Here is a 15,338-nt window from a genome sequence, read left to right as displayed (position 1 = left end):
AAAAAAATGATAAATTAAGAAGCTAATTTATCATTTTTTACGCATTCATTATTTGTTTTGCTCATAATATTCTAAAACATGTTTAGGTATTTTCATGTTTTCGGGTTTTCCTTTATCAGGAATTGGGTATTCTGCAACCTGTTTTATAGGTACCAAGCCTGCCCAAACATCTAAATCATAATCTTCTGGTTCATCTGAAACACCAGTATCTCTCACTTTTGCAGAAGCAGTTTCTATGGTCATTTCTATAGTTAAAGTTCTGTCAAATTCTTCTTTTGTCATTTTACGAACTCCATCCCAACGACCTTTCATCATATGTTCCATAAAACAGAAAAGAGCATCATTTTTAGCTATAGGGTCTTCAATTTTTTTAGCTTTGCCAAATATGGTTGCAGATCTATAATTTACAGAATGATGAAAACCAGAACGTGCTAAAACCAAGGCATCTAAATGCATTACTGTCATACTCATTTGTTCTTGATCTAAAAGTGAAGTAAGCATTCTATTTGCGTTGGAGCCATGCAAAATGATTTTGTTATCCATTCTGCCATAAGCCATCGGAATTGTAATTGCTGTTCCGTTATAATTGTATGCAACATAACCAATACAACCAGCATCTAAAATGGTATTTATTTTTTCAATATTATAAGTTGCTCTGTTTGCACCTCTTTTTACTCTGTTTAATTTTGATTTTTGATATTCTTTCATTTTTTATAATTTTTTAGAGAATACTAAATTTGGATAATTACTTTTTCCTACAATAAAGTCGATACTTCCAATTTCTTTGAAACCGTATCTTTTATAAAATTTAATTCCTTTTTTATTTTTGTAATAAGCTGTTAGCCAGATGTTTTTAAAGTTTAAATCCTTAGCCTCTTTTAAAATGATTTCTTGTAATTGAGACCCTATTTTAAATCCAATAAAATCATTTAATACATATAATCTTTGTAGTTTACAAGAGTTTATTTCGGATGTTTTTGTGTAACTTATATTTAAAGAAAGTTTTGCAAAACCAATAGGTAATTCATCAGAAAAAACAATCCAAAATATATTTTCTACATCATTTATTTCTTCTCTTATTCTAGAAACTGAATAATATTCCTCATAAAATTTTAATAAATCTTCCTTTTCTTTAATATAATTTCCGTGAGATTCTGTGTAGGTAATTCTCCCTAATAAAGCAATATGCGTAGCGTCTGCTGTTGTAGCTTTTCTAATTGTAATCATCTTTATCTTTTTTGCGGGGTTATGTTTTTATATTGTTCTGAATTCATTTTCGAAATTTCTAAATTTTTAGGTTTAAAAATTATTTTTGTTGATGCAGGGTATTTTACAATCATTTTTAGTGGACGAATTGGGCGTTCAACAAAATTGCCAATACAACTTGGGCAAACATTATCAAAAACTTCTAAAGCACAAGTTTTGCAATAAGTACATTCAAAAGAGCAAATCATTGCTTCTGTTGATGTATTTGGTAAATCTTTATTACAATGCTCGCAATTAGGTCTAATTTCTAACATTATAAATACCTTTCTTTAATGATTTTTATATGCCAAATACTGTGTCCTAAAAGTAAAAAAGCACATGCTCTTGCTGACATTGGAGAATTGCTAACTATGCCCATATTACTTAAATTTTCATCAGAAATACTGTTGATAATATTTGTAGTGTATAAACGAGTTACTGTAAATTCGTGTAATAATTCTTCTAAAGTTTTATTATTTGCTTCAGAAGGATCTATATAATCATCTTGTTCATAACTAGGTAAAGGTGTTTTGTCTTGTCTTGAGATACTAAATAAACGATGAGTAAAAATACGCTCGGTATCTATTATATGTTGTAAAATTTCTTTTACAGTCCATTTTTTAAGGGCGTAACTAAAAATTAGCTTTTCTTCAGGTATTGATGAAAAGAAGTCATTAACCATTTTTTTATCATCTTCTAAACCAGTTTTTAAATCTGTAGTTTCAGGTACTAATTCTATATATCTTTTATAGTATGAATTATATTCTTTTGATGTTAATTCCTGTTTTTGCATTTTTTATCATTTTATAGTTCAAAAATAGTATTTTTATGGACTGTTATAATCATCCAGATTAAAAATAAATAATAGTCCAGTTTATGATTCCTTATAAAACCATAATTCAGTTTGATAGAAATAGCAAACAAGCCTTGTACTTACAACTAGCAAATCAATTTATTATATTAATAAAAGATAAAAAACTTTTGCCAAGTACAAAATTACCAGGAAGTAGAACTTTAGCAAGTTTATTAGAAGTACACAGAAAAACTGTTGTTGCCTGTTATGATGAATTATTAGCACAAGGATGGGTGGAAAGCATTTCTAAAAAGGGAACTTTTGTACATGCCGATTTGCCAGAGTTATATCAAAAAGAAAAACAAGTTTTAGATGATGAGTTTAAGAGTAATTCTGCTGGATTTCAATTTTATACGGATAAAAAGTTAGAACGTAAATCACCAAAATTGCAAGAAGGTTTTATGTCTTTAAACGATGGAGTTTCTGATGTTAGATTAACACCAATAATAGATCTAGCAAGGATTTATAGACGAATTTCAGGTAGAAAACTTATTTATAAAGAAATGTCTTATGGATCACTTTTTGGAAATGAAAAACTACGAAAAACACTTTCTGAATATTTAAACAAAACACGCGGATTAAATACAACAATCAGTAATATTTTAATTACTAGAGGTAGCCAAATGGGCATTCATTTATCTGCAAAATTATTATTGCAAAAAGAGGATGTTATTATTGTTGGCGAAACAAATTATACATCTGCGGATACAAGTTTTTTACAGCAAGAGGCTAAACTTTTAAGAGTTCCTGTTGATGAAAATGGTTTGGTAATTAGTAAGATTGAAACTATTTGCAAGGAACAGCAAATAAAGGCTGTTTATGTGACTTCTCATCACCATCATCCAACAACGGTAACGTTGTCTGCAGAAAGAAGAATTCATCTGTTAAACCTGTCTAAAACTTATAATTTTGCCATTATAGAAGATGATTATGACTACGATTTTAATTATCAATATTCGCCAATTTTACCTTTGGCAAGTCATGATACTAACGGAAACGTAATTTATATTGGTTCTGTTTGCAAAACTGTTGCACCAGTTTTTAGAGTTGGCTATTTAATTGCTTCAAAAGAATTTGTAAATGAAGCAGCAAATCAGCGAAGATTTATTGATAGGCAAGGTGATGCGTTACTTGAATTAACCTTTGAAGAGTTTATTAAAAATGGCGATTTAGACAGGCATATTAAAAAAGTAATGAAAATTTACAAACAAAGAAGAGATTTATTTTGTAAGCTTTTGATTGATAATTTTTCTGATGTTTTTCAATTTGAAATCCCAAAAGGTGGAATGGCTGTTTGGGTAAAGTTAAATAAGAAATATTCTTGGAAAAAAGTTACAGAAATTGCAAAAATAAACAAACTTAATATAGGTGATTGGCAACGTTATGATAATGCCAAAATTGGCCATAATAGTATAAGAATCGGGTTTGCTGCTTATGATGAAAAAGAAATTTACGAGTTGATGAACAGGTTGTTTAAAACGATGAAAGAAATAAGAAATGATAATTTTTAAATTTCTCTTTATTCTTTATTTTGATTGTTAAACTCAAAGATCTTAGAAAATTTTCTTGGTAATTCTTTAGTAATTGAAATATTTTCTTTTGTAAACGGATGAATAAATTTAAGAGTTGAAGCATGTAAATACAAACCTTTTCCGTTTAAAAATAAAGTAGAATTTCCATATTCTTTATCACCTAAAATTTGATTTCCAATGGCAGATAAATGCTTTCTTAGCTGATGTTTTCTTCCTGTTTTTGGTTTTAATTTTACCAAGTTTAAATACTTAAATCGTTCAGATGTTTCTGATTGTAAGACTTCATATGCTGTATGCGATTTTTTTTCATCAATAGTAAAATCAATACTTCCTGTTGTGTTCATTTTACCAATAGTAACGGCGTAATATATTTTTTCGATTTGTTTATTCTCAAATAATTTACCCAGTTTTAAAATAGCTGAACTTGTTTTTCCAATTACTAAAACACCACTTGTTGCATAATCTAGCCTGTGAATTGGTTGTGGTTTAACCGTATCAATTTGATTACTTTTTTGTAAGTTTTGAGAAAGGCCATTAGCAATCGTTACAAATTTATTTCCGCTGACTAAAATTCCAGCTGGTTTATAAATAATTGCTAAATAATCATCTTCAAATAAGACTTCTAAATCTAATTTTAATCTTTTAAAAGTTGATGATTTTTCTGATTGATATAAATCTATTTTTTCTCCACCAGAAATATATTTGGAAGTTGTGGCTAGAATTCCATCAATATAAATAAGCTCTTTTTTGATTGCTTTTTTTATGGCTGATTTTGTGGGAGTTGTGTTAAAAATTCCAACAGCATATTCTTGAAACCGAATCGGGTTTTCTAATATTTTAGCAATATGAGTTTCTGATAATTGCATTATTTGGCAAACAATTGTCCAATATCTTTAAAAGCTTTAAATTCTAATGCATTATTTTCTGGGTCGTTAAAAAACATGGTTGCTTGTTCACCAACTTTTCCTTCAAAACGGATACAAGGTTCAATGATGAATTTTGTGTTAACAGCAATTAATCTTTTTGATAAATCTTGCCAAACATCCCAAGTTAAAACCACACCAAAATGTGGAACAGGTACATCATGCCCATCAACAGGATTTGAAATTCTTTCAGGGTTAAATCCATCTTTTTGATGAATTACTAATTGATGCCCAAAGAAATTAAAATCTACCCAATTTTCAGTAGAACGTCCTTCTTTACAATTTAAAACATCTCTATAAAAAGTTCTACATTTTTCTAAATTTTGAACGGGTATTGCTAAATGGAATGGTTGTATCATTTTTAAGTTTCAAAGTTGTTATTATGTTTACTTCTTATTAATACCCTAAAGCTTTATCGTCGCCTCTAGGATCTGCACCGCCTTCTAGTTTTCCATTTTGTAAAACCAAAATACCTTCTACTTTACCAATAACAGGAGCATCTTTCTGATTAATTTTATAACCTACTTTTTCAAGTTCAGTTATTGTTTTTTTATCAAATTTGTTAGGTTCCATCATAATTACATCTGGTAACCATTGATGATGAAAACGAGGCTGATTCACAGCCTCTTGCATACCAAAACCAAACTCGTGCACGTTTAAAATAGTTTGCAATACAGAGGTTATAATTGTTGAGCCACCTGGAGTTCCTACCACCATCCAAAGTTTACCATCTTTTTCTACAATAGTGGGTGTCATAGAGCTTAACATTCTTTTTTGAGGTGCAATTTCATTTGCCTTTGCCCCAATTAAACCAAACATATTTGGTACACCAGGTTTGCTAGAAAAATCGTCCATTTCGTTATTTAGGAAGAAACCTAAATCTGAGCAATACATTTTAGAACCATACGCGCCATTTAAAGTAGTGGTAACCGAAACAGCATTTCCAAATTGATCTACAATAGCATAATGGGTTGTTTCATCGCTTTCAATCATTTCTACAGTTCCATGTGCAACATCTTCTGATTTTGTAGCTTTTTCAAAAGAAAAATTATCCATTCTTCCATTAGTATACTCTTTAGAAATTAAAGTTTCTAACGGGATATTTACAAAATCTGGATCTCCTAAAAAGAAACTTCTATCCGCATAAGCACGTCTTTCGGCTTCTGTAATAACTTGAATTGCTTTTGTAGAGTTATGACCAAATTTATCTAAATCATAAGACTCAATTCCATTCATTATTTGTGCTAAGCAAATTCCTCCACTAGAAGGTGGAGACATAGAAATTATTTTTAAATCATCATAATTAAATGTGATTGGTTTACGCCATTTTACTTCGTATTTTGCTAAATCTTCAAGCGTCATAATTCCGCCATTTGCTTGCATAAATTTCACTAAACGTTCTGCGGTTTCACCTTTGTAAAATTCATCCCTCCCGTTTTTAGAAATCCTTTCTAATGTTGCTGCTAAAGCATTGTATTTAATAATATCATTTTCTTTCCAAACACTATCTAAAATAATTAAAGACTTGTTTGCTTTTTTAAATGCAGGTTGATATTTTTTAATTCGAGCCTCTTGTTTCTTTGTAACAATAACACCTTTATTAGCCAATTCTATAACGGGTTGTAAAATTTCTTGAATAGAAAGTGTACCAAATTTTTTATGAGCAGCAAAAACTCCGGCAACAGTGCCAGGAATACCAACAGCCATTGCTCCGATAGTACTTTTTCCTTTAATAACATTACCATTATCATCTAAATACATATCTTTTTCAGCAGCTAAAGGAGCTTTTTCTCTATAATCTAAAGCACCAATTTCTCCATCATTTTTACGATAAACCATAAAACCACCACCACCAATATTACCTGCATAAGGATAAGCAACTGCTAATGCTAACTCTGTTGCAACCATTGCATCAAAGGCATTACCTCCTTTTTTTAGAATGTCTACGCCAATTTTAGAAGCTTCTTCACGTGCAGAAACAACCATTGCTTTTTCAGTAATTAAACCTGTAATTTTTTCTTTCTTTGTTGTAGTTTTACAATTAAATAATGCAATTGAAATTACAAGAAGTGAAAATATTTGTTTCATAATTATAAATTTGGTTGGCTTATTTCTTTTAATTTTAAGTTGCAAAACTCTTGTAAATCATCAAAGAAGATTGTAAAATCTTCTTGAAACTCATGTTCTAATTCAATTAAGTCTTCAATAGCTAAATTCATTTGAGATTTACCTTTTGTTCTGTTGTTCATTCCTGTTAAAACACGCTCAATTCCATTTTTAAATTGATAATTGAAAAGGATGTTATATTCAATCATATACTTAATAAATTGTTGAGATTTTACAGGTAACTCAGATGAGATATTACCAAACATTTGATTGATAGAATTTGTATATACATCTAACGGAATTGCTGAATAATTACTCCAATTTTTAGCTAAATAATAATCGTAAAAAATATCTATAATTACACCATCATAGTGTTTGTAACGTTCGTGTAATCGTCTTTTGCTTTTTCTAACAATTTTATGAGTATCTGTAAATGTATCAATTTCTCTATGTAAAAAAATACCTTGCTGAATTTCTTTTGAAAAACCTTCATAATTATTTCCTTTAATATGATCTGCAATAAAATTACCAATCATAATATTAGTGTTGTTTTGTGATAAGTATAAATGTGCTAGGAAATTCATGAAAGTAAATGTAAACAAAAAACCACAATCAATTAGATTGTGGTTTTAAATATTATAGTTTTTTACCTAAAAATAGATAAGGATATTTCTTAACTATTCAACATCACTGGCATTACTAACATTGTAAGTTGTTCGCCTTCATCTGTACCATCAATAGGAGTTAAAATACCAGCTCTATTTGGTAAACTCATTTCAATTAGAACTTCACTAGAACTTAGGTTGTTTAACATTTCGCTTAAAAAACGTGAGTTGAAACCAATTTGCATGTCATCGCCTTGATAATCACAACTTAATCGTTCGTCAGCTTTATTTGCAAAATCTAAATCTTCAGCAGAAATATTTAATTCTGTTCCTGCCATTTTTAAACGAATTTGATGTGTAGTTTTACTAGAGAAAATAGAAACACGTCTTACAGAGTTTAAAAAAGAAGCTCTATCAACGGTTAATTTATTTGGGTTTTCTTTTGGAATTACAGCCTCGTAATTAGGGTATTTTCCATCAATTAATCTACAAACTAAAACTACATTTTCAAATGTAAATTTTGCGTTTGCATCATTATATTCAATTGTAACTTCACTATCTGAACCACCTAAAATCCCTTTTAATAAGTTTAAAGGCTTTTTTGGCATTATAAATTCTGCTGTTTGATCTGCAGTAACATCTGTTCTAGAATACTTTACTAATTTATGAGCATCAGTAGCTACAAAAGTTAAGCTTTGAGAACTGAACTGAAAAAATACTCCACTCATTACTGGTCTTAAATCATCATTACCAGCAGCAAAAATTGTTTTAGAAATTGCTGTACCTAAAATATGACCAGGAACTATTGTTTTACTTGGAGAAGGTAAAGAAACTGCTTTTGGAAATTCATCTCCACCAAAATAAGCCATATCATATTTTCCTTGATTAGAGCTGATTTCAATAGTATTGTCTCCTTCAGTTTTAAAGGTTAACGGTTGGTCAGGAAAAGTTTTTAATGTATCTAATAATAAACGTGCTGAAACTGCAATAGAACCAGTACTGTCACTTTCTATATCAACTACAGAACTCATTGTTGTTTCTAAATCTGATGCAGAAACTTTCAATTGGTTTTTAGAAATTTCAAATAAAAAATTGTCTAAAATTGGTAAAGTGTTGTTACTATTTATAACGCCACCTAAAACTTGTAATTGTTTTAATAATTGTGAACTTGATACAATAAATTTCATGTAATTTCTTTTCTTAATTTGTTTTACAAATATATTCTAAATAAGTGACTTTAAAAATTAATTTATCAACAGGTTATACTCATTTTGTTAATGAAATTTAAAACGTTATAATTATGTTAATTGATGTGTTTTAGGAAATAAAAAAAACTATTTTTGTTATATTCATCAAACTAACCCAATGAAAAAAAAAACTTTTTTAGCGCTTTCTTTTTTATTGATTTCATTATCAATATCGGCTCAAAAACCCAGTAAATTAAACTCAAATCAGATTTACGAAAAAATTCAAAAACTAAATTTTTTAGGTACTGCTTTATACATTGCTGCACATCCAGATGACGAAAACACGCGTTTAATTGCTTATTTAGCAAATAATGTAAAAGCAAGAACCGGCTATTTATCTTTAACAAGAGGTGATGGGGGGCAGAATTTAATTGGCTCGGAAATTAGAGAGCTGTTAGGGGTAATTAGAACACAAGAATTATTGGCTGCAAGAAGAGTTGACGGAGGTGAACAGTTTTTTACAAGAGCAAACGATTTTGGATACTCTAAACACCCCGATGAAACGCTACAAATTTGGGACAAAGAAAAAGTTTTAAGTGATGTTGTTTGGGCAATTAGAACTTTTAAACCAGATGTAATTATTAATAGGTTTAATCATAGAACACCTGGTACAACTCATGGGCACCATACAAGTTCTGCCATGTTAAGCGTAGAGGCTTTTGACTTGGTAAATGATAAATCTAAATTTTCTGAGCAATTAAAATATACTGAAACTTGGCAGCCTAAACGGTTGTTTCACAATACTTCTTCTTGGTTTTATAGAGGTAGAGAAGCAGAATTTAAAAAGATAGCAAAAGATTTTACAAAGTTTGATATTGGCGTGTATTATCCATTAAAAGGATTATCAAACAATGAGTTAGCTTCAATAGCAAGTAGCCAACATTTATGTCAAGGTTTTGGCAGGTTAACTACAAGAGGGGAACAAGCGGAGTATGTAGAGTTTTTAAAAGGTAATCCTTTGAAAGATAAAAATGATGTTTTTTCAGGTATAAATACTACTTGGAATCGGATTAAAGATGGAGGGGAAATTGGTGCTATTTTATATGATTTAGAAGAGAATTACGATTTTGTAAACCCGTCTAAGCATTTGCCTAAACTTATGGAAGCCTATTTAAAAATTCAAAAACTAGAAGATAAGCATTGGAGAAAAATTAAAGAAAAGCAAATTAAAGAAATCATAGAAGCTTGCGCGGGTTTATATTTAGAAGCTTCTGCAATTAGTGCTTCTGGAACGCCAAATTCTAAGGTTGATGTTGATTTTGAGGTTTTAAATAGGAGTGATGTAAACATAGATTTAATTTCAATAACATCAACAATTGATGCAAAAAAAGTTAAAAAAGAAATTGAATTATTATCTAATAAAAAAATAAATTTTAAAGAGACGATAACGTTAAAAGTGAATGCCTTTTCTGATCCTTATTGGTTAAAAAAACAAGCTTCTTTAGGAATGTACATGGTTGATAATCAGAATTTAATTGGAAATCCTGAAACGCCAAGACCTGCAAAAATTGATTTTGATTTATTAATTGATAATGTGCCAATTACTATTACAAAAAATGTAGTAAGAAGATATGCAGAAAGAGATAAAGGTGAAATTTATGAACCTTTTGAAATTTTACCACTAATTACTACAAAGTTAAAAGATAAAGTAATTATTTTTTCTGATGATTCTCAACAGAAAGTTGTAGTAGAGGTAAGAGCTGGTGCAAATAATGTGACTGGAGATGTGAGTCTAAAAGTGCCAACAGGTTGGGAAGTTACTCCCCAAAAAACCTCATTTAATATCAAACAAAAAAATGACAAACAAACTGTTGAGTTTTTAGTTTCTCCTCCTAAAAATCAATCTGAAGGAAAGTTAAAAGTGGTAGCTGTTTCCAATGGAAAAAACTATAAAAAACAATTGGTTGAAATCAATTACAATCACATTCCAAAACAATCGGTTTTATTAAATTCTGAGGCTAAAATTGTTCGTTTAGATATAAAAAAATCAGGTAATTATATTGGTTATATAAAAGGTGCAGGAGATGCTGTTCCAGAAAGTTTACGACAAATTGGTTATACGGTTGTAGAGATAAATCCAACTGAGATTGATGATAAAACCCTTCAAAAATATGATGCTATTGTTTTAGGAATTAGAGCTTACAATGTAGTAAAAGAGTTAAAATTTAAACAAAAATTCTTGCTTAATTATGTTGAAAATGGCGGTAATATGATTGTACAATACAATACCAACAGAAGAGTAGATGTTGCTGCACCTTATGCATTAAACCTTTCTAGAGATAGAGTTACAGACGAATTTGCTGAAGTTAGAATTTTAGAAAAAAACCATGAGTTGTTAAACTTCCCAAATAAAATTACGCAAAATGATTTTAAATATTGGGTACAAGAACGTGGTTTGTATTTTCCTGATTCTTGGGGGAAAGAGTTTACTCCAATTTTATCTATGAATGATAAAGGTGAATCAGCAAAAAAAGGAAGCCTATTAATTGCAAAATATGGTAAAGGAAATTATATATACACAGGTTTAAGTTTTTTTAGAGAATTGCCAGCAGGAGTTTCTGGGGCGTATAAATTGTTTGCAAATATGTTGTCTGTAGGCAAAGAAAAAATAGAGGTTAAACAAATACTTAAAAAGTAAGGTCTGTTTTGTAACTTTCTGTAAAACAGGAATCTATAATAAGTTCGTTTAGATTTAGATAATCATAAAAGTTGGCAAATAAGTTTAGCCCTGATTGAAACGACATCCTTTTTATGCTCAAAATAAATAAGCGTAATTGCGAGGAACGAAGCAATCTGTCTTTTAATGATGAACTTGCTAAAATTTATAAAAACAGGCTTAGCAATTATAACAACATAAAAAGATATAGTGAAAAGCAGGAAATAGCTACAAAAAAAAACATAGAATGAAAGAAAAATACACTTGGAAAAAAGAATATACTTTGGTTTTGATAGCTAATGTAATTTACTTGATAGCATTTTATTTTATTAAAAAATATTTTACAGTTTAGTTTATGGAAATAGAAAGTAAATTACACGCAATAGATTGGATTATTTTATCAGTAACCTTAATATTTATTGTTGCTTATGGAACGTATGTAACTAGAAAAAATACCAACGTAACAGATTATATAAAAGGAGGGAGCGATAGTAAATGGTGGACTATTGGGCTGTCTGTAATGGCTACGCAGGCAAGTGCAATTACGTTTTTATCAACGCCGGGGCAAGCATTTCATAGCGGAATGGGCTTTGTGCAATTTTACTTTGGGTTGCCAATTGCAATGGTAATCATTTGCGTGGTGTTTATCCCTATTTATCACAAGTTAAAAGTATATACAGCATATGAGTTTCTAGAGGGTAGGTTTGATTTAAAGACCAGAAGTTTAGCGGCAATTTTATTCTTAATTCAAAGAGGTTTGGCTGCAGGAATTACCATTTTTGCACCTGCAATTATTTTATCGGCAGTTTTAGGTTGGGATTTGTTAACGCTAAATATTATCATTGGTTTTTTAGTAATTATTTATACGGTTTCTGGAGGTACAAAAGCGGTAAACGTAACTCAAAAGCAGCAAATGATTATCATTTTTATAGGAATGCTAATTGCTTTTTTTATGATTATGAGCCAGCTTCCTGCAAACATAACCTTTACAAATGCACTTGAAATTGCTGGTGCAAGTGATAAAATGGAGGTGTTGGATTTTTCTTTTGATTTGAGCAATAGATACACAGTTTGGACAGGGATTTTAGGTGGAACATTTTTAATGCTGTCTTATTTTGGAACAGATCAAAGTCAGGTTCAGCGTTACTTGTCTGGCAAATCGGTAAGAGAAAGTCAGTTGGGCTTGATTTTTAACGGGTTGTTAAAAGTGCCAATGCAGTTCTTTATATTGTTAATTGGTGTAATGGTTTTTGTGTTTTATCAATTTAATCCGTCACCATTAAATTTTAATCCAGGTGCAAATGAACAGGTTCAGAAATCAAAATATGTTGCTGAATATCAGGAGTTAGAAGCTGAACATATAGAGATTGAAAATACAAAAAAAGCATTATTTTCTGATGGTTTTCAAGCGAAAGAAAAACAACAAATTCAAGAATTAAATGAAAGAGATTTGGCTTTAAAAGCTAAATCAAAAGTTATTATTGATAAAATTGACGAAGAAAATACGCTTGATAAAATAGAATCTAATGATAAAGACTATGTGTTTATTCATTTTATTTTAAACAATTTACCACGTGGATTAATTGGGCTTTTATTAGCTGTTATTTTATCTGCAGCAATGTCATCTACAGCATCAGAACTAAATGCCTTGGCAAGTACCACGGCAATGGATTTATACAAACGAAATGTAAAAGAAGAAAAGAGCGAAGCACATTTTGTAAAAGCTTCAAAATGGTTTACTTTACTTTGGGGTTTAATTGCAATTTTAGTGGCTTGTATAGCTAATTTATTTGATAATTTAATTCAATTAGTTAATATTATTGGCTCTATTTTTTATGGAAACGTTTTAGGTATTTTCTTATTGGCATTTTTCTTTAAAAAAGTAAATGGAACTGCTGTTTTTAGATCAGCATTAATTACACAAATATTAATATGCTCTATCTATTATTTTGGTATTTATAGTTTAGAGCAACAAGGTTTAGAACCCATAATTAGTTATTTATGGTTGAATTTTATTGGCTGTATTTTGGTGCTATTTTTCTCATTATCGTTCGTGTTTAAGGCGATAAATAAGCAAAGTAAAATTATTTTAATTGTTACTTCTTTAACTATTTTTAAAATTACTTACGATATTTTAAACGATGTTTCTTTAAATATTGTTCACGTTGTTTCCTTAATTGTTTTATTCTTCTTTTTAGGGTATTTCAATTTTGATAAAACAAGTTTGAATGAAAAATAAAGTTTAAAAATGAGTAGCGTTTTTTTTATAAAAAATATTTATTTAAAAAACTCTTTTGATTTTTCCCAATAGACATCCATTTCTGTTAAAGACATATCAGTAATTTGTTTGCCTTCTTTTTTTGCTTCTTTTTCTAAATATTGAAAACGATTAATAAATTTCTTATTCGTTTTTTCTAAAGCGTTCTCAGGGTTTACATCAATAAAACGTGCATAATTAATCATTGAAAATAACACGTCGCCAAATTCTTTTTCTGTATTTTCTTTATTATCAGCTTTAATTTCTTCATTTAGTTCAGTAAGTTCTTCTTGTACTTTTTCCCAAACCTGTTCTGGTTTTTCCCAGTCAAAGCCAACTCCAGCAACTTTTTCTTGAATTCTACTAGCTTTTACAACAGCGGGCAAACTTTTGGGTACACCTTCTAAAACAGATTCTTTACCTTCTTTTAGTTTTAATTGTTCCCAGTTTCGTTTTACATCTGCTTCATTTTCGACTACTACATCACCATAAATATGAGGATGCCTGTCAATTAATTTATCAGATATAGAATTTGCAACATCAGCAATATCAAAAGCATTTTTTTCGCTTCCTATTTTTGCATAAAAAACGATGTGCAATAAAACATCACCTAACTCTTTTTTTATTTCTTGCAAGTCATTATCAAGAATGGCGTCTGCTAGTTCATATGTTTCTTCAATGGTTAAATGACGCAAACTTTCAAGAGTTTGTTTTTTATCCCAAGGACATTTTTCACGGAGGTCATCCATGATGTCTAATAATCTATTAAATGCTGCTAATTGTTGTTTTCTAGAGTTCATTTTTTATAACCAGATTTACTAGTGTAATATTTTAGATTCACAAAGTTGAGTAAGAAAACAGCTATTTAAAATGGTATTATTAACTTTCAGTTTCTTCTTGAGAAGCTTCAGTTTTAGAAAAATCCATACCTGCAGTAACTAAAATGTTAAACCATTGTATTACTTTCTTAATATTTGATGTGTACACTCTTTCATCATCATAATTTGGTAGTACTTCAGCAAAAAAAGCAGTTAATTTTTTTCCACTTTCTTTGTGAGATATTGCTTCTTTTCCTTCCGTTTTTTCAAACATTGTTTTGAAAATAGTTAATAAAGGAATGTCTTCTTCATAAGTATATATCGCAATGTTTTCTAATAAACTTACATTTTGTGTAGAGTTAATTGCCAATCGTTTTTGATCTGCTAAAGCTTCTACAATTATAGCGTTTTTAGATTGAGACATTACTTGGTATAACCCTGGTTTACCAGAAACAGAAATAATTTTATTAAATTCCATGTATATGTTTTTTATCTTATTTTAAAGATTTTATTTATTTTTTAGTTTTGGGTAACGCATTCTATAATCTGCATTTATTTTCCCTTTAGAAATATTTTCCAATTTCTTTTTAATCAATCGTTTTTTAAGTGATGAAAGTTTGTCTGTAAATAATACCCCTTCAATATGGTCATATTCATGTTGAAAAACCCTTGCAGCTAAGCCATCTAAAACTTTTGTGTGCTTTTTAAAGTTTTCATCTTGATATTCAATTGTAATTTTGGGTTGACGTTTTACATCTTCTCTAACATCAGGAATACTTAAACACCCTTCATTAAAAGTCCATTCTTCACCTTCTTCTTTAATTATCTTAGCATTTATAAAAACATGGTTAAATGTTTTTAAAGCTTCTCTATCTTTTTCAGATAAATCTTCATCTTCAGCAAAAGGAGAAGCATCAATTAAAAACAAACGAATTGCTTTACCAATCTGAGGCGCAGCCAACCCAACACCAGAGGCATTGTACATTGTTTCTTTCATGTTAGTAATTAATTCTGATAAATTAGGATAATCCTTATCTATCTCTTTTCCTATTTTTCTTAAAACAGGATCTCCATAAGCAACAATTGGTAAAATCAT

15 protein-coding genes are annotated in these 15,338 nt (G+C 29.5%); 3 read left to right on the top strand and 12 right to left on the bottom strand.

Annotated features, from left to right (window positions below; genetic code table 11):
• Window positions 1-48: 48 nt before the first annotated feature.
• The 4 genes from Q0733_RS02035 to Q0733_RS02020 are packed head-to-tail and all read right to left on the bottom strand — an operon-like array spanning window position 49 to window position 2,038.
• Complete coding sequence (locus Q0733_RS02035; protein ID WP_298778312.1) at window positions 49-708, bottom strand: pyridoxamine 5'-phosphate oxidase family protein; 660 nt, start codon at window positions 706-708, stop codon at window positions 49-51.
• Between the two features lie 3 nt (window positions 709-711).
• Window positions 712-1,227: a GNAT family N-acetyltransferase gene (locus tag Q0733_RS02030; RefSeq protein WP_298778310.1), complete on the bottom strand. Its 516-nt coding sequence runs from the start codon at window positions 1,225-1,227 to the stop codon at window positions 712-714.
• Window positions 1,228-1,229: 2 nt separating this feature from the next.
• On the bottom strand, window positions 1,230-1,520 hold the full coding sequence (locus tag Q0733_RS02025; RefSeq protein WP_298778307.1) for a DUF1272 domain-containing protein: 291 nt from the start codon (window positions 1,518-1,520) through the stop codon (window positions 1,230-1,232).
• Window positions 1,520-2,038: a DinB family protein gene (locus Q0733_RS02020; protein WP_298778305.1), complete on the bottom strand. Its 519-nt coding sequence runs from the start codon at window positions 2,036-2,038 to the stop codon at window positions 1,520-1,522. Before Q0733_RS02020 ends, Q0733_RS02025 begins: the two co-directional genes overlap by 1 nt.
• Window positions 2,039-2,121: 83 nt before the next feature.
• On the opposite strand from Q0733_RS02020, the gene Q0733_RS02015 reads away from it, so the two are divergent.
• A complete protein-coding gene (locus tag Q0733_RS02015; protein WP_298778302.1) occupies window positions 2,122-3,609 on the top strand; it encodes a PLP-dependent aminotransferase family protein in 1,488 nt (495 codons plus the stop codon).
• Between the two features lie 8 nt (window positions 3,610-3,617).
• On the opposite strand, the gene Q0733_RS02010 is transcribed toward Q0733_RS02015, so the two are convergent.
• From Q0733_RS02010 to dnaN, 5 genes are all read right to left on the bottom strand, one after another.
• Window positions 3,618-4,496: an RluA family pseudouridine synthase gene (locus tag Q0733_RS02010; RefSeq protein WP_298778300.1), complete on the bottom strand. Its 879-nt coding sequence runs from the start codon at window positions 4,494-4,496 to the stop codon at window positions 3,618-3,620.
• Complete coding sequence (locus Q0733_RS02005; RefSeq protein WP_298778297.1) at window positions 4,496-4,912, bottom strand: VOC family protein; 417 nt, start codon at window positions 4,910-4,912, stop codon at window positions 4,496-4,498. Before Q0733_RS02005 ends, Q0733_RS02010 begins: the two co-directional genes overlap by 1 nt.
• Window positions 4,913-4,949: 37 nt before the next feature.
• Complete coding sequence (gene ggt, locus Q0733_RS02000) at window positions 4,950-6,641, bottom strand: gamma-glutamyltransferase (protein ID WP_298778295.1); 1,692 nt, start codon at window positions 6,639-6,641, stop codon at window positions 4,950-4,952.
• Window positions 6,642-6,643: 2 nt separating this feature from the next.
• Complete coding sequence (locus Q0733_RS01995; protein WP_298778293.1) at window positions 6,644-7,243, bottom strand: acyl carrier protein phosphodiesterase; 600 nt, start codon at window positions 7,241-7,243, stop codon at window positions 6,644-6,646.
• An 89-nt stretch (window positions 7,244-7,332) separates the two neighbouring features.
• Window positions 7,333-8,451 carry a DNA polymerase III subunit beta gene (gene dnaN, locus Q0733_RS01990; RefSeq protein ID WP_298778291.1) on the bottom strand — a complete coding sequence of 373 codons (1,119 nt, stop codon included), beginning with the start codon at window positions 8,449-8,451 and terminating at the stop codon, window positions 7,333-7,335.
• Window positions 8,452-8,629: 178 nt separating this feature from the next.
• On the opposite strand from dnaN, the gene Q0733_RS01985 reads away from it, so the two are divergent.
• Both Q0733_RS01985 and Q0733_RS01980 read left to right on the top strand, forming a co-directional pair.
• The gene (locus Q0733_RS01985; RefSeq protein WP_298778289.1) at window positions 8,630-11,149 is read left to right on the top strand and encodes a PIG-L family deacetylase; all 2,520 of its coding nucleotides are present in this window, start codon (window positions 8,630-8,632) and stop codon (window positions 11,147-11,149) included.
• 373 nt (window positions 11,150-11,522) lie between these two features.
• Window positions 11,523-13,406: a sodium:solute symporter gene (locus Q0733_RS01980; RefSeq protein ID WP_298778286.1), complete on the top strand. Its 1,884-nt coding sequence runs from the start codon at window positions 11,523-11,525 to the stop codon at window positions 13,404-13,406.
• A 38-nt stretch (window positions 13,407-13,444) separates the two neighbouring features.
• On the opposite strand, the gene mazG is transcribed toward Q0733_RS01980, so the two are convergent.
• From mazG to def, 3 genes are all read right to left on the bottom strand, one after another.
• Window positions 13,445-14,224: a nucleoside triphosphate pyrophosphohydrolase gene (mazG, locus tag Q0733_RS01975; RefSeq protein WP_298778284.1), complete on the bottom strand. Its 780-nt coding sequence runs from the start codon at window positions 14,222-14,224 to the stop codon at window positions 13,445-13,447.
• Between the two features lie 79 nt (window positions 14,225-14,303).
• On the bottom strand, window positions 14,304-14,720 hold the full coding sequence (locus Q0733_RS01970; protein ID WP_298778283.1) for a DUF5606 domain-containing protein: 417 nt from the start codon (window positions 14,718-14,720) through the stop codon (window positions 14,304-14,306).
• Between the two features lie 30 nt (window positions 14,721-14,750).
• Window positions 14,751-15,338 carry a peptide deformylase gene (def, locus tag Q0733_RS01965; protein WP_298778282.1) on the bottom strand — a complete coding sequence of 196 codons (588 nt, stop codon included), beginning with the start codon at window positions 15,336-15,338 and terminating at the stop codon, window positions 14,751-14,753.

This window comes from uncultured Polaribacter sp., from assembly GCF_947500975.1.
Classification (GTDB): Bacteria; Bacteroidota; Bacteroidia; order Flavobacteriales; family Flavobacteriaceae; genus Polaribacter.
This window is presented reverse-complemented; position numbering and strand designations above follow the sequence as displayed.

What these genes read in the sequence shown, in the direction of transcription:
- Q0733_RS02030 (WP_298778310.1), bottom strand. Translation starts at nt 1,227, where the DNA reads ATGATTACAATTAGAAAAGCTACAACAGCAGACGCTACGCATATTGCT.
- Q0733_RS02020 (WP_298778305.1), bottom strand. Translation starts at nt 2,038, where the DNA reads ATGCAAAAACAGGAATTAACATCAAAAGAATATAATTCATACTATAAA.
- mazG (WP_298778284.1), bottom strand. Translation starts at nt 14,224, where the DNA reads ATGAACTCTAGAAAACAACAATTAGCAGCATTTAATAGATTATTAGAC.
- Q0733_RS01995 (WP_298778293.1), bottom strand. Translation starts at nt 7,243, where the DNA reads ATGAATTTCCTAGCACATTTATACTTATCACAAAACAACACTAATATT.
- Q0733_RS01970 (WP_298778283.1), bottom strand. Translation starts at nt 14,720, where the DNA reads ATGGAATTTAATAAAATTATTTCTGTTTCTGGTAAACCAGGGTTATAC.
- Q0733_RS02035 (WP_298778312.1), bottom strand. Translation starts at nt 708, where the DNA reads ATGAAAGAATATCAAAAATCAAAATTAAACAGAGTAAAAAGAGGTGCA.
- dnaN (WP_298778291.1), bottom strand. Translation starts at nt 8,451, where the DNA reads ATGAAATTTATTGTATCAAGTTCACAATTATTAAAACAATTACAAGTT.
- Q0733_RS02010 (WP_298778300.1), bottom strand. Translation starts at nt 4,496, where the DNA reads ATGCAATTATCAGAAACTCATATTGCTAAAATATTAGAAAACCCGATT.
- def (WP_298778282.1), bottom strand. Translation starts at nt 15,338, where the DNA reads ATGATTTTACCAATTGTTGCTTATGGAGATCCTGTTTTAAGAAAAATA.
- Q0733_RS02015 (WP_298778302.1), top strand. Translation starts at nt 2,122, where the DNA reads ATGATTCCTTATAAAACCATAATTCAGTTTGATAGAAATAGCAAACAA.
- Q0733_RS01980 (WP_298778286.1), top strand. Translation starts at nt 11,523, where the DNA reads ATGGAAATAGAAAGTAAATTACACGCAATAGATTGGATTATTTTATCA.
- Q0733_RS02005 (WP_298778297.1), bottom strand. Translation starts at nt 4,912, where the DNA reads ATGATACAACCATTCCATTTAGCAATACCCGTTCAAAATTTAGAAAAA.
- Q0733_RS01985 (WP_298778289.1), top strand. Translation starts at nt 8,630, where the DNA reads ATGAAAAAAAAAACTTTTTTAGCGCTTTCTTTTTTATTGATTTCATTA.
- ggt (WP_298778295.1), bottom strand. Translation starts at nt 6,641, where the DNA reads ATGAAACAAATATTTTCACTTCTTGTAATTTCAATTGCATTATTTAAT.
- Q0733_RS02025 (WP_298778307.1), bottom strand. Translation starts at nt 1,520, where the DNA reads ATGTTAGAAATTAGACCTAATTGCGAGCATTGTAATAAAGATTTACCA.